Source organism: Burkholderia sp. SIMBA_062, from assembly GCF_046534765.1.
Lineage (GTDB): Bacteria > Pseudomonadota > Gammaproteobacteria > Burkholderiales > Burkholderiaceae > Burkholderia > Burkholderia ambifaria.
In genome coordinates this window covers 60,882-82,156 of record NZ_JAWRYD010000021.1, presented here as the reverse complement: position 1 = coordinate 82,156, position 21,275 = coordinate 60,882, and the positions used below count along the sequence as shown (strand labels likewise).

23 protein-coding genes and 2 pseudogenes are annotated in these 21,275 nt (G+C 65.6%); 8 read left to right on the top strand and 17 right to left on the bottom strand.

Annotated elements, in window-relative coordinates:
- Nucleotides 1-144: 144 nt before the first annotated feature.
- Nucleotides 145-831, bottom strand: a complete 687-nt coding sequence (locus tag SB786_RS22845; protein ID WP_410729462.1) for an autoinducer binding domain-containing protein — start codon at nt 829-831, stop codon at nt 145-147.
- A gap of 493 nt (nt 832-1,324) precedes the next feature.
- A complete protein-coding gene (locus SB786_RS22840) occupies nt 1,325-1,924 on the bottom strand; it encodes a LysE family translocator (RefSeq protein WP_006756557.1) in 600 nt (199 codons plus the stop codon).
- 159 nt (nt 1,925-2,083) lie between these two features.
- Here SB786_RS22840 and SB786_RS22835 point away from each other — a divergent pair, with 159 nt between their 5' ends.
- Together SB786_RS22835 and SB786_RS22830 are read left to right on the top strand one after the other, a co-directional pair.
- Complete coding sequence (locus tag SB786_RS22835; RefSeq protein WP_410729461.1) at nt 2,084-2,989, top strand: LysR family transcriptional regulator; 906 nt, start codon at nt 2,084-2,086, stop codon at nt 2,987-2,989.
- Nucleotides 2,990-3,201: 212 nt separating this feature from the next.
- Nucleotides 3,202-4,446, top strand: coding sequence for a cation:proton antiporter (locus SB786_RS22830; RefSeq protein ID WP_410729460.1), 1,245 nt, complete (start codon nt 3,202-3,204; stop codon nt 4,444-4,446).
- A gap of 63 nt (nt 4,447-4,509) precedes the next feature.
- On the opposite strand, the gene SB786_RS22825 is transcribed toward SB786_RS22830, so the two are convergent.
- The 12 genes from SB786_RS22825 to SB786_RS22770 all read right to left on the bottom strand — a co-directional run bounded on the left by SB786_RS22825 (nt 4,510) and on the right by SB786_RS22770 (nt 14,100).
- Nucleotides 4,510-5,712 (bottom strand): PLP-dependent aminotransferase family protein, encoded by a 1,203-nt coding sequence (locus tag SB786_RS22825; protein WP_410729458.1) that lies wholly within the window; start codon nt 5,710-5,712, stop codon nt 4,510-4,512.
- A gap of 132 nt (nt 5,713-5,844) precedes the next feature.
- A complete protein-coding gene (locus SB786_RS22820; RefSeq protein ID WP_410729457.1) occupies nt 5,845-6,666 on the bottom strand; it encodes a hypothetical protein in 822 nt (273 codons plus the stop codon).
- 24 nt (nt 6,667-6,690) lie between these two features.
- The gene (locus SB786_RS22815) at nt 6,691-7,740 is read right to left on the bottom strand and encodes a succinylglutamate desuccinylase/aspartoacylase family protein (RefSeq protein WP_410729456.1); all 1,050 of its coding nucleotides are present in this window, start codon (nt 7,738-7,740) and stop codon (nt 6,691-6,693) included.
- Nucleotides 7,740-8,561: a hypothetical protein gene (locus SB786_RS22810; RefSeq protein WP_410729455.1), complete on the bottom strand. Its 822-nt coding sequence runs from the start codon at nt 8,559-8,561 to the stop codon at nt 7,740-7,742. Before SB786_RS22810 ends, SB786_RS22815 begins: the two co-directional genes overlap by 1 nt.
- A gap of 47 nt (nt 8,562-8,608) precedes the next feature.
- On the bottom strand, nt 8,609-8,875 hold the full coding sequence (locus SB786_RS22805; protein ID WP_006749752.1) for a phosphopantetheine-binding protein: 267 nt from the start codon (nt 8,873-8,875) through the stop codon (nt 8,609-8,611).
- A 72-nt stretch (nt 8,876-8,947) separates the two neighbouring features.
- Nucleotides 8,948-9,874, bottom strand: coding sequence for a chlorinating enzyme (locus SB786_RS22800; protein ID WP_410729454.1), 927 nt, complete (start codon nt 9,872-9,874; stop codon nt 8,948-8,950).
- Between the two features lie 78 nt (nt 9,875-9,952).
- Nucleotides 9,953-10,201 carry an acyl carrier protein gene (locus SB786_RS22795; RefSeq protein ID WP_006756566.1) on the bottom strand — a complete coding sequence of 83 codons (249 nt, stop codon included), beginning with the start codon at nt 10,199-10,201 and terminating at the stop codon, nt 9,953-9,955.
- A 16-nt stretch (nt 10,202-10,217) separates the two neighbouring features.
- On the bottom strand, nt 10,218-11,738 hold the full coding sequence (locus tag SB786_RS22790; RefSeq protein WP_410729452.1) for an amino acid adenylation domain-containing protein: 1,521 nt from the start codon (nt 11,736-11,738) through the stop codon (nt 10,218-10,220).
- Nucleotides 11,735-12,595: an alpha/beta fold hydrolase gene (locus tag SB786_RS22785; RefSeq protein WP_410729451.1), complete on the bottom strand. Its 861-nt coding sequence runs from the start codon at nt 12,593-12,595 to the stop codon at nt 11,735-11,737. The genes SB786_RS22790 and SB786_RS22785 overlap by 4 nt, the downstream gene beginning before the upstream one ends.
- A 79-nt stretch (nt 12,596-12,674) precedes the next feature.
- The gene (locus SB786_RS22780) at nt 12,675-13,280 is read right to left on the bottom strand and encodes an acyl-homoserine-lactone synthase (RefSeq protein ID WP_410729450.1); all 606 of its coding nucleotides are present in this window, start codon (nt 13,278-13,280) and stop codon (nt 12,675-12,677) included.
- 64 nt (nt 13,281-13,344) lie between these two features.
- Nucleotides 13,345-13,767 carry a DUF4902 domain-containing protein gene (locus SB786_RS22775; RefSeq protein ID WP_006756570.1) on the bottom strand — a complete coding sequence of 141 codons (423 nt, stop codon included), beginning with the start codon at nt 13,765-13,767 and terminating at the stop codon, nt 13,345-13,347.
- Between the two features lie 69 nt (nt 13,768-13,836).
- A complete protein-coding gene (locus SB786_RS22770; RefSeq protein ID WP_157768468.1) occupies nt 13,837-14,100 on the bottom strand; it encodes a hypothetical protein in 264 nt (87 codons plus the stop codon).
- 179 nt (nt 14,101-14,279) lie between these two features.
- On the opposite strand from SB786_RS22770, the gene SB786_RS22765 reads away from it, so the two are divergent.
- Both SB786_RS22765 and SB786_RS22760 read left to right on the top strand, forming a co-directional pair.
- Complete coding sequence (locus tag SB786_RS22765) at nt 14,280-14,906, top strand: hypothetical protein (RefSeq protein ID WP_410729448.1); 627 nt, start codon at nt 14,280-14,282, stop codon at nt 14,904-14,906.
- A gap of 56 nt (nt 14,907-14,962) precedes the next feature.
- Nucleotides 14,963-15,766 (top strand): thioesterase II family protein, encoded by an 804-nt coding sequence (locus SB786_RS22760; protein ID WP_410729447.1) that lies wholly within the window; start codon nt 14,963-14,965, stop codon nt 15,764-15,766.
- Between the two features lie 313 nt (nt 15,767-16,079).
- Here SB786_RS22760 and SB786_RS22755 read toward each other — a convergent pair whose 3' ends face one another.
- From SB786_RS22755 to SB786_RS22745, 3 genes and pseudogenes are all read right to left on the bottom strand, one after another.
- Nucleotides 16,080-16,382 (bottom strand): XRE family transcriptional regulator, encoded by a 303-nt coding sequence (locus SB786_RS22755; protein WP_410729446.1) that lies wholly within the window; start codon nt 16,380-16,382, stop codon nt 16,080-16,082.
- A gap of 87 nt (nt 16,383-16,469) precedes the next feature.
- On the bottom strand, nt 16,470-17,624 hold the full coding sequence (locus SB786_RS22750; protein WP_006756574.1) for a branched-chain amino acid ABC transporter substrate-binding protein: 1,155 nt from the start codon (nt 17,622-17,624) through the stop codon (nt 16,470-16,472).
- 598 nt (nt 17,625-18,222) lie between these two features.
- Nucleotides 18,223-18,390: pseudogene (locus SB786_RS22745) on the bottom strand (EamA/RhaT family transporter); the annotation flags it as partial.
- Nucleotides 18,391-18,511: 121 nt separating this feature from the next.
- On the opposite strand from SB786_RS22745, the pseudogene SB786_RS22740 reads away from it, so the two are divergent.
- From SB786_RS22740 to SB786_RS22725, 4 genes and pseudogenes are all read left to right on the top strand, one after another.
- Nucleotides 18,512-19,261 (top strand): annotated as a pseudogene (locus SB786_RS22740) (LysR substrate-binding domain-containing protein); the annotation flags it as partial.
- 127 nt (nt 19,262-19,388) lie between these two features.
- Nucleotides 19,389-20,048: a hypothetical protein gene (locus SB786_RS22735; RefSeq protein ID WP_006749736.1), complete on the top strand. Its 660-nt coding sequence runs from the start codon at nt 19,389-19,391 to the stop codon at nt 20,046-20,048.
- 37 nt (nt 20,049-20,085) lie between these two features.
- Nucleotides 20,086-20,553, top strand: a complete 468-nt coding sequence (locus SB786_RS22730) for a sodium:proline symporter (protein ID WP_410729445.1) — start codon at nt 20,086-20,088, stop codon at nt 20,551-20,553.
- A 154-nt stretch (nt 20,554-20,707) separates the two neighbouring features.
- Complete coding sequence (locus SB786_RS22725) at nt 20,708-21,199, top strand: hypothetical protein (protein WP_410729444.1); 492 nt, start codon at nt 20,708-20,710, stop codon at nt 21,197-21,199.
- Nucleotides 21,200-21,275: the final 76 nt, after the last annotated feature.

Sequence of the window (21,275 nt, the reverse complement as noted above, 5' to 3'; positions counted from 1 at the left end):
GGCCGGCGCCGGCATGATGCCGGACACCGGGGCGGCGCACGGGCTCCGCATGCGGCTGGGCCCGCGGCGTGCATGTACGCGCTTCAGGCACGCATGCCGTTGTGACGGCAACCGGTACGGGAGGCCGAATCGCGCCGCCTGTAATTAGTAGATGATGCCGAGCAACACGGCTTTGACGATGGCTTGTGTCTTGTTGACCGAGTTGAGTTTCTCCATGATGTTCTGCATGTGGAAGGTGATGGTTCGCTCCGATATGGAAAGAATGGAAGCGATTTCCAGCGCGGTCTTCCCGTCAGCGGCCCATTTCAGCACTTCTTTTTCGCGCGTGGTGAATGGGCCCATTTGCATCGCGGCCGCGGGCGCGTCAACCAGGCGCGAATTCACCGCGTGAGCGGCGTGCGCCAGATAGATCAGCCGGCTTTCCGTTGCGGCAAGTTCCAGATCCGAAATGGGATCCGCGCTGCGCGCGACGCTCCACATCGCGATGCGCCCGTGTTTGTCGCGGATGGGCTGCGACCAGCCGTGCGCAACACCATGCGCCTTCGCTTCCTCCCAGAATGGTTTGTCGGCGCAAGCGTCGACGGGCCATACAAGGGGTGACGTATAGACCAACCCGTAACGGACGACGGGGTCGCGTGCGAAATAATTTCCCTCGACGTAGCGTTGTTGCCACGAGTCGGGATAGGTATTGCGCGTACGGTACGTGGGCCGGGTCACGGGTAAGGGGTCGCGTGCGCCATAGGCGCACATTTCAAAATCGAGCGCGCGTGCCTGTGCGGCAACGATTTCGAATACATCGTCGAAGCTCAGCGCGCGCGACAACGTCGTCATGACGTCTTCTCTCCATGCATCCACAACAATCTCCAAATAGCGTGTAGTGTCAAACGCACGCGGTCGATGGCCACGCCGCGTGCGCGGACGACATGTTCGCTGCGCATGGAGCCGGGAAGCTCGAGCTCGCGCGCAACACAGTAATCTCGGAGGTTTCTGCGGCGTGTCGATATCGACTGGCTGAATCAGTCGGGGAAGAAGCGTGAAGCCACTCGAGTGCGACCGACGTCATGCATCTGGTTCCGGCCGGATGCTGTTGTGTTTGTTGTTTTGGAAAGCGCGCTGACCCCGGCGCCTGAAGTGCTTCGAGAATGCTTTCGCCGGCTGCACGCACGGATTCTTCGCACGTGCGTCATGCAGACCCGGTTGGTGATGTAGTAGAGCGTGGTCGGCGGCGTGGTACGACGAACCGCCGTTCGTTCTTGTCGGTTACGCGCATCTCGTGTGACGCGCGCACGTCGCCTCGTTCATGCGGTACGGCATGCCTGCACGATCAGTCGATCCAGATTGGCACGATCGAAAGCGCGAGCAGGAGTCCCAGCGTAACGTTTGCGATGCGCCAATGACGGTCGGTCCGCAGCGTGCGGCCGAGCAGCACGCCGGCCGTGCACCACAGCACGAGGGAAAAGATCGCTGCGATGCCGAATGCAATACCGAGTATCACGGCGAGGTGCATCGGGTCGGGCGTCAGCGCCGCGAACGACGCGGCCGCGCCGAGCGCCATCGTCCATCCTTTCGGATTGAGCCACAGCAGCAGCGCGCCACCGATGAAGCTGGTCGGCGTTTGCGATGCATTCACGTGATTCTTGGGCGCGCCGCTCGACGCGATTTTCCACGCGAGCCACAGAAGATAGGCGGAGCCCAGCACTTTCATGATCAGTTGCAGCGCCGGCACCGCGTGCAGCAGCCCGGCCAGCCCGGCCGCCGCGATGGCGGCGAGCGACGCGAGGCCGAGCGCGATTCCGCCGAGCAGCGGCACGCTGCGCCTGAACCCGAACTGCGTGCCCGACGCCGTCGCGAGCGTGGTCGCGCCGCCCGGCGTGATGGTGGCGACGATGACGAACACGATCAGCGAGAACAGCGTCTGGGACATGGTTGGAGAACCTCGTATGAAGAGCCGGGGCGGCTTTGGAATCCGTCTTCGCGCGAACGGGATCGCGTGCCTGACAAACTCTAAAAGTCTTTCGCAAGCTAGGGTATGGAATGTTTATAATGGGCCTATTAGCGTTGCTAATAGTCTATTTGCCCCCCTATGCCCCGCAATCTCGATACGAGCCTGTTGCGCACCTTTGTCACCGTTTCGCGTCGTTCGACCATGACGGCGGCGGCGCATGCGCTGCATCTGACCCAGGGCGCGATCAGCCAGCAGATCAAGCGGCTCGAGGAGTGCCTGGGCCAGCGGCTGTTCGATCGATCGCAGGGGCGCCTGAAACTCACTGCCGCGGGCGAACGTCTGCTCGAGCGGGCGGAGCAGCTCGTGCGGCTCAACGACCGCATCTGGGAAGACATGAGCGAGCCGGTATTTGCCGGCGTGCTGCGCGTCGGGGCGCCGTCCGATCTGGTCGGCACCTATCTCGCCGGCATCTTCAAGGCGTTTGCTCACCACTATCCGCACGTCGAAATCGTGCTCGTCAATCTTGCGTCGGTCGAACTGTCGGCCGCGCTGCTCGATGGAAGAGTCGATATCGCGGTGATCGAGCAGCCGGCGAGCGAGCCGGGCGGGGAGTGCCTGCGTGTCGAGCCGCTCGCGTGGGTCGGCGCGGTCGGCGGCAGCGCGCACCTGAAGCGGCCGCTGGCGGTGTCGATCGTCAGCGACGCGTGCGTGTTCCGCCCGGCATTGTTCGACGCGTTGACGCAGCACCAGATCGCGTGGCGGACGGTGTTCGAAAACGGCGACATCGAGGCGACGAAGGCGACCGTCCGACTGGACATGGCGGTGACCGCATGGCTCGCGTCGACGGTCCCCGCCGATCTGCAGATGCTTCGATCGGCGCAGGGCTTGCCCACGTTGCCGGATTTCGCCGTGACCTTGCATCTGCCGCCATCCGGAACGACGCCGCTGGTCGAGGAAATGGCGAACTTCATTCGAAACGGTTTTCTCGACGCGTCGTCCGTTGGCGACGGCAGGTTGTCCGGTGCGGCCGATCGCGCGGCATGAGCGCGTGCTTCGGATGCGGCCCTGGCCGGACGCCGCGCGCCTGTAGGTCCTTCCAGTATCGCCACGCGTAGCCGCACTATAGGATCGATGCCGAGATTCGGTTGACGGCATCGCGACGCGTGCGTACTGCACCGGTTGCGACCACGTTCGACCACACTTCGGCTTTGCGCCGCTTCCCCGTTTCCGCCACTCGATTTTTCCCGAGGCATTCGATGACTATCTGGTTGCTGCAACTCATGCTCGTGATCGCGTGCTGCAACGTCTGCGGCCGTCTTGCCGAGCGGCTCGGCCAATGTGCGGTTGTCGGTGAAATCGCGGCCGGGCTCCTGCTCGGCCCTTCGCTGTTCGGCGCGATCGCACCGGATTTCTACGACGTGCTGTTCGGCGCGCACGCGCCGTCGGCGATGGCGCAGGTCGGTGAGATCGGGCTGGTGTTGCTGATGTTCCAGCTCGGGCTGCACATGGAATTCGGCGTCACGTTGCGCGGCGGCCGGTGGCGCGTGCCCGTCGCCGTCGCGATCGGCGGCTTGTGCATACCGGCCGCGATCGGCATGGTCATCGCGGTCGTGTCGAAAGACACGCTCGCGGCCGACGCGCCGTGGCTGCCGTACGTGCTCTTCTGCGGTGTCGCGCTCGCGGTGTCGGCCGTGCCGGTCATGGCGCGCATCGTCGACGATCTGAGGCTCGGCGCGATGAGCGGCGCGCGGCACGCGATGTCCGCGGCGATGCTGACGGATGCGCTCGGCTGGATGTTGCTGGCGACGATCGCGTCGCTGTCGAACGGGCCCGGCTGGGCCTTCGCGCGCATGCTCGCCAGCTTGCTCGTGTATCTGGCGCTGAGTGCGTTGCTTGCGCGTTTTGTCGTTCGCCCGCTGCTCATGCGGTTGGCGCAAACGGCGCACGCGACGCGCGACCGGCTGGTGGTGTTGTTCTGCTTCGTGCTGGCGTCGGCGGTCGCAACGTCGCTGATCGGTTTCCATAGCGCATTCGGGGCGCTGGCGGCGGCGCTGTTCCTGCGTCGCGTGCCGGGGCTCGACGTGGAGTGGCGCGAGAATGTGGAGGGCTTCGTGAAGCTCGTGCTGATGCCGGTGTTCTTCGCTTACGCCGGGTTGCACGCGTCGATCGCGATGATCGACGATGCGTCTTCATGGTTGTGGTTCGGCGTGTTTCTCGCCGGCGGGTTCGTGGGCAAGTTCGGCGGCAGCTACGTCGGTGCGCGCGTGACGGGGCTGGCGCCGCGCGACGCGATGCTGGTCGGTTCGTTGATGAATACGCGCGGATTGATGGAACTGATCGTGCTGTCGATCGGGCTGCAGATGCAGATTCTGCCGACCCGCGTCTATACGATCCTCGTCATATTCGCGCTGGTGACGACGGCGCTGACTGCGCCGCTCGTGCGGCTCACGCTGCGCGCGCATTCGCGCTCGGCCCCGGCGATGCAGATCGTCGGCGAGTGACGGGCCGGCGCGCACCGTGAAGCGTATCCGGATGCGCGCCGCGCCACGACAGCGTCGACTTCGTCAATCGCGTACGACGGCGTCCCACGCACGCTTCAACCGGCGAGCAGCCTCTTCGGCACTCTGTTCTGCCAGCATCGAGTACGACACGCGCAGCGTGTCGCGCTCCGGATCGGATGCATAGAATGCGCTGCCGGGCACGAACACGACCTTTTCGCGGATGGCCGCTTCGAGCACCTTTTCCGCCGGAACTTGCCGCGCGAAGCGGCACCACAGGAACATCCCGCCTTCGGGTTCGTTGAACGACAGGTCGTTGCCGAATGCGTCGCGCAATGCCTTCGTCAGCGCATCGCGTCGCATGCGGTAGGCGCTCCGCAGCACCTCGAGGCGGGACGTCAGGCGGCCCGACGCGAGATAACGCGCGACGATGTTCTGCGTCAGCGTCGACGTGTGCAGATCGAATGCCTGCTTGGCGACGGCCATCGGCGGACGCAGCGCCGAGGGCGGCACGATCCAACCGACGCGCACGCCGGGCGAGAAGACCTTGGACAAGGTGGACAGGTAGCACACGGTGCGGTTGCCGCCCGGCTGCTGCGAAGCGATCGACAGCAGGCTCGGAATCGCTTCGCCGCTGAAGCGCAACTGGCCGTAGGGGTCGTCCTCGATGATCGCGCAACCGTGACGCTGTGCGAGTTCGACCAGGCGGACACGCTGCGTCAGCGGCATCGTGTAGCCGGTCGGATTCGCGAAATTCGGCGTCAGGTAGATCGCCTTGACGCCGCCGCGCTTCAGCTCGCGTTCGACCTGATCGAGATCGAGCCCGTCCGGGCCGCCGTTGATGCCGTCGATCCGGGCGCCGATGAACTGGAATACCTGTAGTGCGGCGACATAGGTCGGCCGTTCGACGAGTACGCGGTCGCCCTGGTCGAACAGGACGCGCGCAACGAGATCGAGCCCCTGCTGCGATCCGGACGTGATCAGCATCGATTCCGGCGAAGCCGGTATGCCGAGCGTGCCGGCCCACGTGCCGATCTGTTCGCGCAAGCCTGATTCGCCTTCGGTGAGGCCATACTGGAAGAGGTCGCGGTGCTCATCGCGCAGGATCGCGCCGAGTGCGTCGTCGATGCCGTCCATGTCGAACAGGTCGGACGCGGGGATGCCGCCGGCCAGCGAGAGCACGTCCGGGTTCTTGCTGAATTCCAGCAGCTCGCGCACTGCGGAGGACTTGATGCCACGCGCGCGCATGGCCAGCACGATGTCGTTCATGGAGGTGCCTGTTGTCGAAGATGCCGGCGCCCACGGCCGCCGGAAGTGAAAAAGGCCGGCAGGTTCGTCGAACCTGCCGGCGGATAGGAAGCGCGTCGGCGCGAATCGCGCACGAAGCACGATTGCCGTCGCTCAATCGAACATGCGCCAGCCGTCTTCCTGGTGGATCAGGAACAGGCCCATCGTGCGGCGCGTCGACGTACAGCGCTCGATCGCATGCAGGTTCTTGCTCTGGAACAGCGTCAATTGACCGGGCTGCGGCTTCAGCATGATCTTCGCGGCCCTTTCGAGTGCGGCGATCGCACCGGTTTCACGATATTCGGCATGCATCTGGTCCAGGGCGGCGCGGGATTCCGGTCGGTTGTCCCACATCACCATGCCTGCGTCGTTGTCGGCGCCCTGAATGGTCAGGAATCCGCCGAGCTGCCGTGGAAACGACCGCTTCAGCGGCCAGTTCGCGGTGTCGCGCCCGTAGCTCACGTCGTCGCAGTGCGGCGCGAAGTTGAACGGCGCCTCGAAGGGTTCGTACACGCGTCGCGTCGCCAGCAGGAACTCGACTTCGTAGTCGTGCCCGATCGTCAGCGGCCTCGCGCCAAGCGCATCCGAAAACAGGCGAACGAATCGGGTCGTACGCAGGCCGTCGTTGACGCGACAGGCGATCCCGAAGTACTCCGCCGCCTTCGAAACGAGCTTGTCCCCCTGTTCGCGCTGGAGCTGGCCGAGCGTCACCGAGGTGGCGACGATACCCGCGTGGTGGGCGTTTTTCGTAAACGGCGAGCTCGAGAAGCCCTCGTCGTCCCACCACGCGTCGCGCTCGCCGTCGGGCACGATGTCCATGACGATTGCGTCGGCTTCGTCCGCATCGAGCGCGTGAACCGCCGCGGCGATGGTCATGCGCTCGGCGCGCGCCGGCGTGCCGAAGCGCATCAGTTGAGCTGGGTAGGTAGTCTGCATGATGCCTCCACGTATGCGGAATGATTAGGATTGCGGCATAAGGCAGTCGCCCTTGCCCAGTTCGGACAATGCCGGTTGCCTCAATACACGGTAAAGCTCCGCGGGCTTCGGCTCGGATTCGGATCGCCGGTATTTCGGGAACAGCAGCAGGCCGCTCGTGCCGGCGACGAGCGGCGCGCCGTCGCGCGTGCCGAGCCGATCCCCGGCCCGGACCGGCTGGAAATTCCGCAAGCCTGCGTCGAGCCTGACCTCGCCGTCCGGATAGGGGACGATGTGCGCCCACGTATAGATCGGATTCGCGCACGCATCGACGGGCGGCAGCGAAGCGCCATGGACGACCGCGCTGACGGTGGTGATCGCGTCCAGGCACACGCGCACGCCCGCCGCGATCTGATAGAGGCCGAAGCCCTTCTGGCCAAGCTCGATGCTCAGCGCGACGCCGTCGCCCTGCTGGATGAATTCGTCCGACGTGCAGCCGCCTGCGGACGCGCTGGAAAAGGGCCTGCCCCAATGCGTGACGACGGGGGTGTCCGGTGCGATCGCGTGCGCCAGTTGCAGGCTCGTCGGGTGGTAGTTGAAGACGAAGAATGGCGCTTCCGACGGCTCGATCGTCTGATGCAGGTCGACGCAGAAGCGGGCGCGCTTCATCACCGGTTCCATCTCGCGCGCGCGCCGGTCGTCGGCCGTGTCGCGCCCGGTGCGGCCGAACGTGCGGTTCAAGTCGCGTTCGACGAAGCGCGTGCCGCGCCGCGCGGCGTCGACGTTACCCAGCAGAAAGCCGATCGACACCGACGGCGCCAGCACGCCGGCTTCCACGTAGCGGCACAGCGCATTGAGCACGGGGAGTCCGGCGTATTCGTTGCCGTGCGTCAGCGCGATGAACAACAGATCGAATCGCGGCTCGTGCGCCGCGTTCGCGTGGGGCGGATGGATCACGAAGCCGAAACGCTCGATGCGCTCGACGCGCGCGCGGCCGATCGTGCTCGACGCGGCGAAACGTTCGAACGCGGCGATCTCCGCGTCGAGCCGACTGCGCGCGGCGTCGTTACCTGCCGTTGAAGCGATGGCCGTCATCAGTGAAACATCCGCCATTGACCGTCGTGCCAGACCAGGAACGATCCGAGCGTGCGGCGCACGGTCGTGCATTGTTCGACCGCGTGCATGACGCGCGTGTTGAGAATGTTCAGCTGTCCGGGCCGCCCGTTGATGGTGACGCTGCGCACGCGGTCCAGCCGGTCGATGCGCCGGGTTTGCGCGAATTCGCTCATCAGTTCGTCGAGCTCGGCGCGCGTCGCGGGCCGGTAGTCCCACATGACGAGGCCTGCGCTGTTTTCCGCGTCCTGGACCGACAGGAAAAGCGAGATCTGATCGTAGCCTTCGTCGTAACCCTCCTTGATCGGCCAGTTCAGCGGTTCGCGGCCGAAGTGGATCGCGTCGCAATGCGGCGGGACGCTGTAGAGCCCGTTGGGCACCGGCTGGTATTCCCGTTTGGACACGAGCGGGAGTTCGCCCCAGTCGCCGACCCGAACCGAACCCGCGCCGAGTTCGCGGGCGCACAGTTTGACGAATTCCGTGTCGCGCAGCGCCGCATTCGTGCGGCCTGCATAGGAGAAGTAGTCGATCAGACCGGGGATCAACTGCTCTTTCACGAGCCGCTGGGTCGGCCCGATCGCCAGTCCCGACTTGCCGGCGCCGGCGAAGCTCTGGTGCTGCGTGACCGGCGGGAAGGCCGGATCGTCCCACCATCGGTCGAGCGCGCTCGGATCGACCAGATCGACGAGGACGGCGGCGGCCTTGCGATCGCGAATCAGCAATGCGGCATCGGCGAGCGTGAGATCCGCGCGCTCGACCTGCTTGTCGAAATCGTAGATTTCGGCGCGATAGTGCTTGTTCAAAGCGAATTCCTCCGAAGAGAAGGCGATTCAGGACAGTGATCTCGGGACTACCGTGCGGCCACGCTCATGGATTCGAGCAGCTTTTCGCTGAAGACGCGAAGACACGGATATTCGAACAGCAGGCGCACCGGCACGTCGTGGCCGAGCTGCCGCTCGAGCTGGGTGCTCACCAGCGCGGCGGAAATCGACGAGCCGCCGATCGTGAAGAAGTCGTCGTCGGGCGTCACGGCGTCGCGGCCGAGGACGCTCGCCACGACGGACGCGACGACGTGGTCGACGCGCCGGACATGAGGTATCTCGATAGGCTGGATCATGGGTTGGCACCGGTCGGATGACGAACGGCGCGCCGCGCCGTTCGCCGGTTTCATGGCCGCGGGTGCGGTCGGTCAGGCGTAGGACGGTTGCTGCGCGAAGCTGACGCCGCGTGCGTTGCGCTCGACGCGGCGGTTATGCCCGAATCGGTCCTCGCCCGAGACGAGCACGACGCCGAACTTGTCGAGCGAGATCTTGCTGCCGTATTCGTCGACGGTGTCGGTGTCCGGATAGACCTTGACCGCGGCCGGCACATAGCGGCTCGCGTATCCGAGCCGTGTCTGGTCGACCGTGGAGTTCGGAAACGACGAGTGCATCAGCGTCGACCAGAAGATCACGAACTGGCCGGGCTTCATCACGATCGACACGGCCTTGCTCTCGTCCGGCTTCCAGTCCGGATCCTTCTGCAGGCTGCGATAGTCGTAGCCGAAGAAGCCGCGCTTGATGCCGTCCTTCTCGAGGGAATTGATGTTGGACGGATCGAATTGCATCTTCCTCGATTCGTCGTAGAACATCTCTTCATGCGTGCCCGGCACGAACCGCAGACAGCCGTTTTCCTCGGTCGCGTCGGTCAGCGCGGTCCATACCGTGATCGCGCCGCCGAACCGCTGGTCGCCCGGCCACACGATCTGCGGCTGGCCCGACGCATGCGCGAACGTGTCGGCCTGATGCCAGTCGGTTCCTTCGTCGCCCGGATACTTCGGGAACATCTCCGAACGCCAGCAGATGACGTCGGGCCCGAGAATCGAGTTGAGCCGCTGGACGATTTCCTGCCGGCCGATATGCTCGCTCAGAAGATTGACGTCGAGGTGGCGATCGTAATTGGCGATCGGGCTCGTCGGCGGCAGGTCATAGACCGCGTATTCACGATCGAACAACTGGGCGCGGATCGTCCTGTAGCGCTCGCGCGCTTCCTCAGGCGAATACAGCGTGAACGGGCCGATGTAGCCTTGCGCGCGAAAAGTGGCGATTTCCTCGGGCGTCAGTCGAAAGTTCTGCATGGAGGTGCTCCTGGTCGAATCGATTAAATGCATCCGCTTCGAAGGCACGAAGCGGTGTTCGGGAAATGACGCACGCGCTTACGCGAGTTCGGCGGCCGCTGCTTCGTAGATGCCGGCCCAGCCGTCGATCGTGGGCGCAGCCATCAGCTTGCTGGTCGGCACCCGCACCTGCAGCAGGGTTTCGACCTGAATCTGCAGTTCGACGATCGTCAGCGAGCTGGCGCCCCGGTCGAAGAAATCCTCGTCGCCGCGCAGGTCGGCGAAGCCGAGCGTGTCCCGGCAGGTCGAGGCGATCAGGTCGGGGATGGCAACAGTCTTTTCAGTCATTACGTTCTCCGGATTTTCAGATAGGACTTGCGAGTCGAACCCGATCGACCTTGCCGTTCGCGTTGACCGGTAGTTCGGCGCACACGGCGATGGCGTCGGGAATCATGAAACCAGGCACCAGCTTGCGCAGTTCGCCGCGAATGAACGCAGGCATGTTGTCGCGCTGTTCGTTGGTCTGGACCGTGGCGACCAGCGACTTTTCGCCGTTCGGGTCTTCGCGAACCTGGACGACGCAATCCTCCACGCACGGCAGGCGCGCAACGAGTTGCTGCACCTCGTCGAGGCTGACGCGGTAGCCGCGGATCTTCGTGAGCCGATCGCGCCGACCGACGAATTCGAGCGTGCCGTCCGCACGGCGCCGGACGATGTCGCCGGTGCGGTAGAGCCGGCCGGGCCCGGACGGATTCGGCACGAAGGCCGCGCGGGTCGCGTCGGGTTTGTTCAGATAGCCGAGCGCGACGCCGTCGCCGCCGGTGTAGAGCTCGCCTTCCTGCCCGTCCGGAACGGACGCGAGATCGCCGTCGCCGCGCACGACATGGACCGACGTGCCGGTCACGGGCGTGCCGATCGGTACGACGCCGTCGGGCCGGTTGTCGCGCGTCATCACGTGGCAGCACGTAAAGGTCGTGTTTTCGGTCGGGCCGTATCCGTTGACCACGGTGATGCCGGGGAACGCATCGAGCGCGGCATTGACCGCGTCCGGATGCAGCACGTCACCGCCCGCCAGCAGCACACGCACGCCGGTCAGCATGGCCGGATAGCGGCGGACGACGAGATGAAACAGCGCGGCGGTCAACCACATCACGCTCACGCGCTGTTCGCGAATCAGCTGCGAAACGGCATTGGGATCGAAGATGGCGCCGTCGTATACCACGAGGCGCGCGCCGTTCAGCAAGGCGCCCCAGATCTCGAACGTCGACGCATCGAAGGTGATCGGGGACAGCAGCAGGAATGCATCGTCCGGCTGGATCGCGATGTAGTTCGGCCGATCGACGAGCCGCACGACGCCGCGATGCGGCACCACGACGCCTTTCGGCTTGCCGGTGCTTCCCGAGGTAAACATCACGTAGGCCGGCGCGTCGCCACCGTGCGATGCGGCGGGCGGCGGAGCGTCGGCATCTTCGGCATCTTCCGCCGATCTGTCGTTCGCGAGATCGGCGACGTGGATGACCGACAGTCCTGCCTCGCACAGCGTGTCGTCGCCGGCGGCCGCGATCGCGTGCCGCGCCGCACTGTCACGTGCGTACGCGTGCTTGACCGCATCGGGGTAGTTCGGATCGAGCGGGATGAAGGTCGCGCCGAGTTTGACGATCGCCAGCATCGCGATCACGGCGTTCGAGCAGCGCGGCAGCATCAGCAACACGGGCGCGCCTTGCGTCACGCCATGCCGGGCAAGCACCGCGGCAAGCCGGTTCGCGCATCGGTCGAGTTCGCGGTAAGTGAGTGGCGCCGCGTGCTCCGTTCCTGCCAATGCGATGCGCTCCGGCGTGCGGCGCACCTGCTCGGCGAAGCGGCCGTCGATTGTCGAGTGGTTCATTGAACAGGTCCCGATCGGTTGGCTTGCGTTCCGAAGAATTGCAGCAGCGTGTCGGTCATGGCCGGCTGCGCGCGGCACAGCTCGTAGTGGTCGCCGTCGAATTCATGCACGCCGCTCGCGTCCGGCAGGTGCGCCACGATGATGTGTGCGCTTTCCGGCAGCACCTGTCGATCGCTTCGCGTCGCGATCACGAGCGTCGGCTGCGTGACGGTGGCGGCTTCGTCGAGGAAGTCGGTGCGCCGGTACGCGACGTAGTTCAGTCCGTAGCGGTGCAGGTGCGCCGCGCTCGAGAACGGCACCGAGATGAACGAATGAAATTCGGATTGGGGCGCGCTGCGGCCGGACGAGATCTTGTCGAACAGCATGCCGGCCATCTCCTTGCTCGTCGCCGCGACCGGAAGGAGCACGTCCACTTCACGCTGGAAGCTGCTCGGCGGACAGACCGACGGCTTCAGCATGAATTCGCCGCACACCAGCGCGAGCCGGCGTACGCTGTCGGGGTAGCGCGCGGCGGCCAGCAGGCCGACGCCGGCGCCGGAGCAATAGCCGATCACATCGATCGGGCCGTCGTGACCGACGCGGTCGTTCGCATGCGCGGCGACCGTCACGAGATCGCGCACGTGGTATTCGACGTCGAATGCGTCGTCGGTCGCATCATCCTGCAGGTCGAGCACGAACCGCGATTCCCACGTGATCACATTGAAGTGCGGCTCGAGCGCGTTGCACAGTCGCTCGACCATCGCATGACGCACGCCGAACGGCAAAACGAGCATCAGGTTGCGTCGGCCGGTCGAGCGCTCCGTATGAAACACTCGCAGGGGCCGACCGTCGAAGGCCGGAATGGTCTCTCGCTGCATGAGGCGAATATCGTAGGGAAGGAGGGGCGTCGCCGCGTCGCGCGGGACGGCATGCCTTTGGACCGAAGCCGGCCGGATTTCAGCTCGGCGTCGGCGTGCGCGGACATTCGATGCCCAGCGACGCGCAGGTGATTTCATCGATCTCGATCCAGCACGCGAACACCGGCTTTCCGTCGATGATCTGCGGGGGCGCCGCACGGTGCGCGTGAACGTTCAGACGCATCAGCAGCCGTTCGACGCCGAGCGGCGACACCGTGATGAGCCGTCGAACGCCATTCGATCGCGCGAAACCCACGACGTCCGCCAGCAATCTGCGCGTATTCGCATGCGCGCGCTTGAGGCCGCCGGAATCGGCACCGAGGATGTAGGACGAAAAGCGCGAGAGTTCCCAGATATCCGGCGCATTCGGAACCGGTGCCGCGCCCATCAGCCCGGGAAAAATCTCGCTCAGCAGGTACGGTCGGGTCGTCGGCAGCAGTCGGGCGCACGAGCAGATCGCGCCGCTTTCCTCGCGACCGAAGATATGAATCGTGTCCGGTCGATCGAATTGATCGAACTCCTGCTGATTGACTACCGGAAGCTGCCAGCCCAGCTTCTCGATGAAGATTGCGTGTCGATACGACGCGAGTGCCGCAAGGTTCGATGCGGACAGTTGCGACGCGTTTCCGATAGTGGTGTGGTGCATGTGCGAACTCCAATTGACGTACGCATTAAATGCGAAATGGAGGACGCGTCGAAACTGCAACTTTTTACAGGACCGGCAATGCGAGATGCGCGCGGACACTCGCGGTCCACGGCAGCGTATTGATCCAGTCCGCGAGCAGCGATCGGGTGTGGTCGGGCCCGACGTCGTAGCCTCTTGCGCAGACGATCATCACGTTGGAGGTCACGCTGTTCGGAAACATTCGGCAAGTGCGATCGCGATCCGTCAACCAGGACCAGCCGAAGGTCATCGGCGGGCGCCAGTTGGTATCGATCCATTCGCAATGGCCGGCGTGGCACGCGGGAAGGCCGAGATCCCATGCGTCGCTCAGTACGCGTTCGTCGCGCGCTGCGTAGAGCAGGCCGAGCGTGACCGATGCGAGCTGGGTAGCGGACACGCGGACGTATCCGTCGTGTGAACACGTGTCGAAGTAAGCCGGCACCGCACGTCCGTCCGATTTCAGATCCAAGAGCAACCTCCTTGTTTGGCGTGTGTCCCGGCCGATGTGCGCATGGCGCGCGAATGACGACCGTGACCTTCAAACATGGGCGGACGACTGGCCGCGCAGCGTCGCCACGGCAGGCCGGAAGCGGAAAAACATCGATGCGGAACGGATCGGATCGCGCGGCGGGAAGTAGCCGTTGGCGCGACGATGTGCGGTGTGATGCCGGAGGTGATCCGGCTGAATCGCGGTGATCCGGACGGGATTGGTTCGGATACCAAAACGGCCATGCGGCCGCGCGATCCGCTGCGATGCAACTGTGCGGACTCGATGCCATGAATGGCCGGATTTGGAAGACATTCTGCGACTAACCGTGGCGGCGCGCAATTCCTTTCATCCTGCAAAAAACTACAGCTGACGGTCGGTGCCGGATATCTGCATCATCGCGACAGACGGATTGGCAGGCCGCTGCACGGCATGGCCCGAGCGGGGCACCAAAGGCCCGGTCGACCGCGGCGAAGCGACAAATGGAGTGTGGTGTGATCGACGTAGCGGATATTGAGGTACGAGATTTTGACAGCAGCGACATCGACGGCTTCATCGCGTACTGGTACGACAGCGGCGACAGCCATCTGATCGAAATGGGCGTCGACCCGGCGCGGCTGCCCGGCCGCCGCCAGATGCGCGACATGCTCGCGCTCAACATCGAGCGGGACACGCGCGCCGACATGCCGCGCAACGCGATCCTGAGCGTCGCGCTGAAAGGACAGACCGTGGGCGTGCACGAACTGACGCATCTCGAACCGCGCGTCGGGGCCGCGCCGGGGCAGTACGTGAGCGGCGTCATGCACGCGCATATCTGGAGCCCGGAACATCGGCGACTCGGCATCGGCATCGTGTCGTACGTGAAGGCGATGGCGGCATTCTTCGCGCGCTTCTCGCTCGATTCGATCCGGTTCGAGTCGCCGGCCGACAACGTGGGCGCCAATCGGGTCAAGACGCGGCTCGGCATCGACGCGCAAGGAGAGGGCGTGTTCGATCTGCCGATCCTGCGCACGCCGCTGCGTACGGTCAGGTATTGCGTGACGCGGGATCAGCTGCCGGCCATTACCGCGCGCATGGAAGCACTGTGGGAAGCGCGGCGGCATACCGGCTCGCCTGCGTGACGTACGCGTCCGGCGCGTGCTCGACCGATGAACCCGACCTCCCGACCCCGACACTCATGACCCCGATCGCTGCGTTGAAAGTCTTCATGCCGGTTCGCGCGCCGCGTATCAGGCTCGTGTGCTGCTCGTACGCCGGCGGCAACGCTTCCGCGTACGCCCATTGGCATGCCGGGTTGCCGGACGACGTCGAAGTGTGCGCGGTCGAACTGCCCGGGCGCGGCGCGCGGTTCCGCGAGCCGCCGTTGCGCACGATGGACGCGCTCGCCGACCATGTCATGGCAAGCCTGCTGCCACTCGCCGACGCGGGCGTCGTGCTGTTCGGACACAGCATGGGCGGCGCGCTGGCGCTCGAGCTGGCGAGCCGGCTCGTCGACCTCGGCATGCCGCCGTCGACCCTCGCCGTGTCCGGATGCGCGGCGCCGCATCTGCCGTCGCGACGCCGGCGCCGGCTGCACGATCTGCCCCGCGACGAACTGGTGCAGGAACTCAATCTGCTGGAAGGGCTGCCTGCGGGGATGCTGGATGCGGATGCCTTCATCGATCTGTTCCTGCCGACGATCCGGGCGGACCTCGAGTGCCGCGAAACCTGGCGTGCGGCGATTCGCGCGGTGCCGGTCCCGATCCATGTGCTCGCCGGCGCGGACGATGCACTCGTCGCACTCGATGATCTGGGCGAATGGCAACGGTATTCGTCGTTGCCGGTCAGCGTGCGGGTGTTCGGCGGCGAGCATTTTTTCATCGACTCGCATCGCGCGGAGGTGCTTGCGCATCTGCGCGAAATCCTCGGCGAGCCGCCGGCGCCGGCCGGCGGTGGTGCGGTGAAGCGGGCATCGACATCAACCGCCGAACGGATCGTCTAGAAGACGACCCAGAAACGGCATCCCCGGTTCGACGCGCGGCTGACCGAAGGGCGGGACTGCTGCAGCGTGCTGGCCACCGGCGTGGTCGGCGCGGCGACACTGGCGCAGCGCGCGTTCCGACGCGACGGTCGCCGCAACTGGTCGGAACGGGCCGCGCTGGCGGTGCTGCTCGAGAAGGTCAGACCGCTGCCCGATGGGTACGCATTGCGATGCGGGCCGCGCCGCCCGCAAGAATGGTACGCCGTTCACTTGCCCCCAGACAGCGCCGGATGTCGCGGCGTCGATCGAGCGTGCTACTGTCAGGCGCGGCCGATCACGACGCGCCGCGATTCTTTTTCCCGGCCGGCGTGCTGCTCGCCGCCGGAAACGCGCCGACGCCGCGCGGGCGTTTCGGTTCGATCGCCGTGTTGCCGATCACGTGCCGGAAATCGATCTCGTGCGCGGCGAGCGCGCCGATCAGGGTCGCGATGACCGCGAGGTGGGAGGGGACGGTGCCCTTGCTCGAATAGTTCGTGATGGAACTTTCGTTCATCCGGATCAAACGGGCGAATTCCCGCGCCGTCAACTGCGCTTTCTTCAACTCCTGTTGAAATTCCGCGTACGCCATTGCACACATGTCGCTTCATCTCCGCAAAACGCGAATCGACCCGCGCGGCGCCGGCGCCGACGGGTGGCGTGCCCGTCGTGCCGGCGTCGCGGCGGGTTACATCTTCACCTGGTCGAGGAAGGTCTTCTTGCCGCTCTTGTAGCCGTAGATCGAGATGATCCCGTGCGTCAAGTCGCCCTTCGCGTCGAACGTCGTCGTGCCGATCACGCCTTCGTACTTCGTCGACGGCATCGCGGCGAGAACCTTCGCCGGGTCGGTCGAGTTCGCACGCTTCATCGCATCGACCGCGATGTAGACCGCGTCGTACGCGAACGGCGCATCGAACTTGATGCCCTGGTTGAAGCGCTTCTGGTATTTCGCGAGGAACGCCGCGCCGCCCGGCATCTTCTCGAGCGCGGCGCCCGCCTGCGAGCACAGCACGTTGTCGGCCGCCGGGCCGGCCAGCTCGGCCAGCGAGTCGGTGCACACGCCGTCGCCGGACAGGATCTTCGCGCGCAGGCCGAGCTGCCGCGCCTGCTTCGCGAGCGGGCCGCCGGTGGCGTCCATGCCGCCGTACATGATCGCGTCCGGGTTCTCGCCCTTGACCTTCGTGAGAATCGCGCGGAAGTCGACGGCCTTGTCGTTGGTCGCGTCGTGCGACAGCACCTTCAGGCCGAGCGCCTTCGCCTTCTTCTCGAATTCGTTCGCGAGGCCTTGGCCGTACGCGGTCGAATCGTCGATCACCGCGACGCTCTTCACGCCCTTCGACTGCGCGTAGCTCGCGAGTGCCGGACCTTGCTGCGCGTCGGTCGCGACCACGCGGTAGGTCGTCTTGAAGCCCTGCTGCGTATAGGTCGGGTTGGTGGCCGACGGCGAGATCTGCACGATGCCCGCGTCGCTGTAGATCTTCGACGCGGGGATCGACGTGCCCGAGTTCAGGTGGCCGATGACGGCGACGACCTTGTCGTCGACGAGCTTCTGCGCGACTTGCGTGGCCTGGCGCGGGTCGGCCGCGTCATCCTGTGCGTCGAGTTGCAGCGTGATCTTCTTGCCGCCGATCGTCAGGCCCTTCGCGTTGATTTCCTCGACCGCGAGGCGCGCGCCGTTCTCGTTGTCCTTGCCCAGGTGCGAAATGCCGCCCGTCGTCGGTTCGACGCTGCCGATCTTCACGACCTGGTCGGCCATCGCGCCGGACGCGGCCGCGAATGCGGCGGCTGCCAGTGCGACGGTGATCAGGGGTTTGCAGCGCATGCCGACAGTGCTTCGTTCCATCTGCCATCTCCGTTGATTGATATTTCTAGTGCCGTCCGGTCGTTCGCGCGCCCTTGTGAGGCGGCCGGCGTGCCGGACGAATTTCCATGACCCGTGAGGGGGCCGGCTTGCATGCCGCGGGCTTTCGACGTCGACGGAAAACGCCGGCGCCGAACGTTTCCCGAGCGAGCGGGATGCTTTCGTCAGACGACACGCAATTGGTATGAATATATCCGAACGCCTATGCGCCCGCTTCGCCGAATTGCGTAGCCTTGCCCAAATGTGAGGCTATCGCGCGATTGTTGCGCCGGCCGGTCGGGCAGGTTCATGGCCGTCTCGCGCCGCTGTCGATTGGTCCGATTATTCGACCGGGCCGATGCCGATGGCCATGGACAGTGCGAGGCAATCACTCGAGAACTGTTCGGTCGATTTGTCTGCACACTTTCACCGCCATCCGTTTGATGCAACTAACGGTCAAGCCCGTTGGCGTCGGCGAATTGGGGCGGGCCGACATGAGCGGGGGTATGCATTCAGCTTTGCAGATAACCGGGCCCGACGTTGCCGGACCGTTGCCGGATCGTTCTTCGGATCGGTCTTGCCGTTCGATGAAATCGCGAGCCTACGTCCGGCCGCGCAACGCGACGAATATCACGCCCGCAATCGCCAGCAGGCCGCCGCACACCGTCTCGATGCCCGGCCGCTGGCCCGTCGGCACGATCGACAATGCCGTCGCGACCGCCTGCGTCAGGTAGAGAAAATTGGCGGCGCGCGCCGCGCCGAAGTGGCCGGGTGCGGAGAAGGCGGAGGCCCACGAGGCGATCGCGAACGCCACCGCGCCGGCCGGGACGAGCGGCTGCCGCGTGCTGCGGGGCGAGGAGGAAAGGGTGTTCATGCGACAATGGTGCAGCGTGCGCGTCACGCCGGACGGCCAGCGCTTCGTCGGCCGGATCGAACAGGCGTTCACGATCATCGACGGCGCGGCCGACCAGTGGCGCTTGCCGCGTGCGCCGCGGCTCGTCAAGCTGAGCGTGGTGCCGGCATTCGCGCAGCTCTGGCTGTTCGCGCGGCAGCATGCACTCGAGAGCGAAGCGCCCGCGTTGCGCATCGAGCTCGGCATCGAAGTGCGCAACGTGGATATCGCCGCCGGCGAGGCGGATCTGTCGATCCGCTACGGGCGCGGCAACTGGCGTCAGCTCGAAACCCGCGCGTTCATGCCGGAGACGCGCCATCCGGTCGCGCATCCACGGCTCGCCGCGCAGCTGGCCGCGCTGCGCCGTCGAAGCGGCGCCGCCGCGCTGCTCGCGATGCCGCTGCTGCACGATTCCGACGTGACCGGCTGGCGTACCTGGTTCGACGCGCTCGGCATACCGTTCAAGCCGCGTGCGCAGGATCGCCGTTTCGAGGATTACAACCTGGTGCTCGCGGCGGCCGAAGCGAGGCTCGGCGTGGCACTGGCGCGGATGCCGCTCGCGGATGCGTATCTCGAGCGCAGCGCGCTCGTCCGCGTGAGCCAGCACGAGGTCGAGTCGCCGCTCAGGTATCACTTCGTGCATGCGAAGGGCGAGAATCGTCCGAAGGTGCTCGCGCTGATGGAGCGCATGCGGGCGGCGCTAGGGCAGGTGGTGCAGCCGGCGGCGCGCGCGACGAAGGGCGCCTGACGTCGCCGCGGCTCGACCCGGGATGCCGGATGATCGACAATGCGATCGCGGGAAACCGCGAGATCCGATAATGAATGAGAATCGACAGTTTTTGCAGACGTACGGATGCAAAGGGAGAGAGTGAGTAATGAATAGACCAGACAAGTCGTCGAAAGCGCGTGCGGCGCTCGACCAGCTGTTTTCGGGCATGGCGCCCGCGGACGCGCAGCAGCGCGCGTCGCGTCCGGGCAACCCGTTCGAAGCGGCAGGCGACCCCGCCGGCCCCGACGGCCGGGTCGAAGTCACGTTGTCGACGCGGATCCAACTGCGCGGCTATCCGGGTGCGGATGCGTTCATGAAGCGCATGGCCGAAGCCTGGGGCCTCACGTGGGGCGCATACGACGCCGTTCGCGCGACGGCGACGCTGCCGGCCGGCTGGCGCTCGCGCCGGCTTCCGGACGTCACGCAGATCGTCGACGAGCGCGACGTGCTGCGCGCGGAAAGCAGCCTGCAGGGCGGCGAGATGTCGTATCTGAAAGTGCATCCGCGCTACTACATCGATGCGCGCAAGGGGTTCGGCTGGGGCAAGTCGTCGAAGGCGTCCGACGATCCGGATGGTGACGGCCCGGACTGGAACTGCTACGTGATGGATCGGGAAAAGTCCGTCGAAGTGCACGAGCTGACGACGTCGTCGTCGAAGGCCGACATGGACAACGCGCGTGCGACGTTGCTGAAATGGCTCGACGAGCATTATCCGAAGCATCGCGATCCGTTCGCGTACTGGACGGACTGCGAACGTCCGTTGTAGGCCCCGCCGTGCGGCGGGCGGCCATCGCGGAGGGCGCTTGAAGCGGAACGGTCCGGTGCCGGTTCTCTGGGCCGCGTTCGGCGCGGCGGTCGGCTCGACCGTCATCGAGCTGATGCTCTGGCCGATCGCCGGCGAGAATGCGATTCACAACCTGCTTCGCGATGCGCGCCTGACGGCCGCCATCGTGATGGGGCGAGCCGTGCTCGGCCCGTCGTTGGGGTTCGGTCCGCTGATCATGGGCGTGGCGACGCTGGTGCATGCCGCGCTGTCGCTTGCCTACGCGGCCGTGCTGGCGAAGCTGGTCCGCAACCTGTCGCCCGGCGCGGCGCTGCTTGCGGGCGGCGTGTTCGGACTCGTTCTCTACGGCGTCAACCTGCACGCGTTCACCGCGATCTTTCCGTGGTTCGTTCCGGTACGCGGCGCGATCACGCTGGTCGCCCATCTGGCCTTCGGCGTGACCGCCGCGGGCATCTACTGCATCGTGCGGCGCTCGCCGCGTGCCTGACCGACAGCGGTTGCCGCGTCACGCTTTCGCATCACGACCCCTGGAATAATCCGGCGTGCCCCGTCGTTCAATCGTCGGGTGACCCTATACGAAGCCGGCGCCGTGCGTGACGCCAACGGTCGAATGGTCGGGGGCAACAATGCGGGAGCCGATCATGTGTAACTTGTTTCGGTTCGGGATGGGCGTCGTCTGTCTCGGGTGTTCGGTGTGCGTCCTTGCGCAAACGTACGACGACGCGCTGGAAGAAGGCGCCCGTTGTCGTGCGGTCGTCGCGCAAGCGGAAATCGACGGCACGGAACAGCAGATCGTCGGGCGCGCGTGCCGGCAAAGCGACGGCACCTGGCAGATGGTGCAAAGCCCGGACGGCAGCATCGTGTGGTACCCGGACACCGCCTATCCGTACACCGACCCGTGGTACTGGGGGCCGGCGGTTTTCGTCGGCACGGGCGTGAGTTTCGTCTTCATCGACCGCTTCCATCATCGCCATCACTTCGACCACTTCGGTCACTTCAGCCACTTCAGTCACTTCAGTCACTTCGACGGGGTGGGGCACGGCCACGTCGGCGTTCCGATGGGCGCGGGCTTTCACCATGGCCCGGCCTTCGTAGGCGGCGGCCACGGATTCGGCGGGATGCGACGGCATTAGATCTGAACGACACGGCGCGCGGCGGACGCACACCGCAACGTGCCTTCCGCCGCGTCGACGCGACGCGACGTGCGCC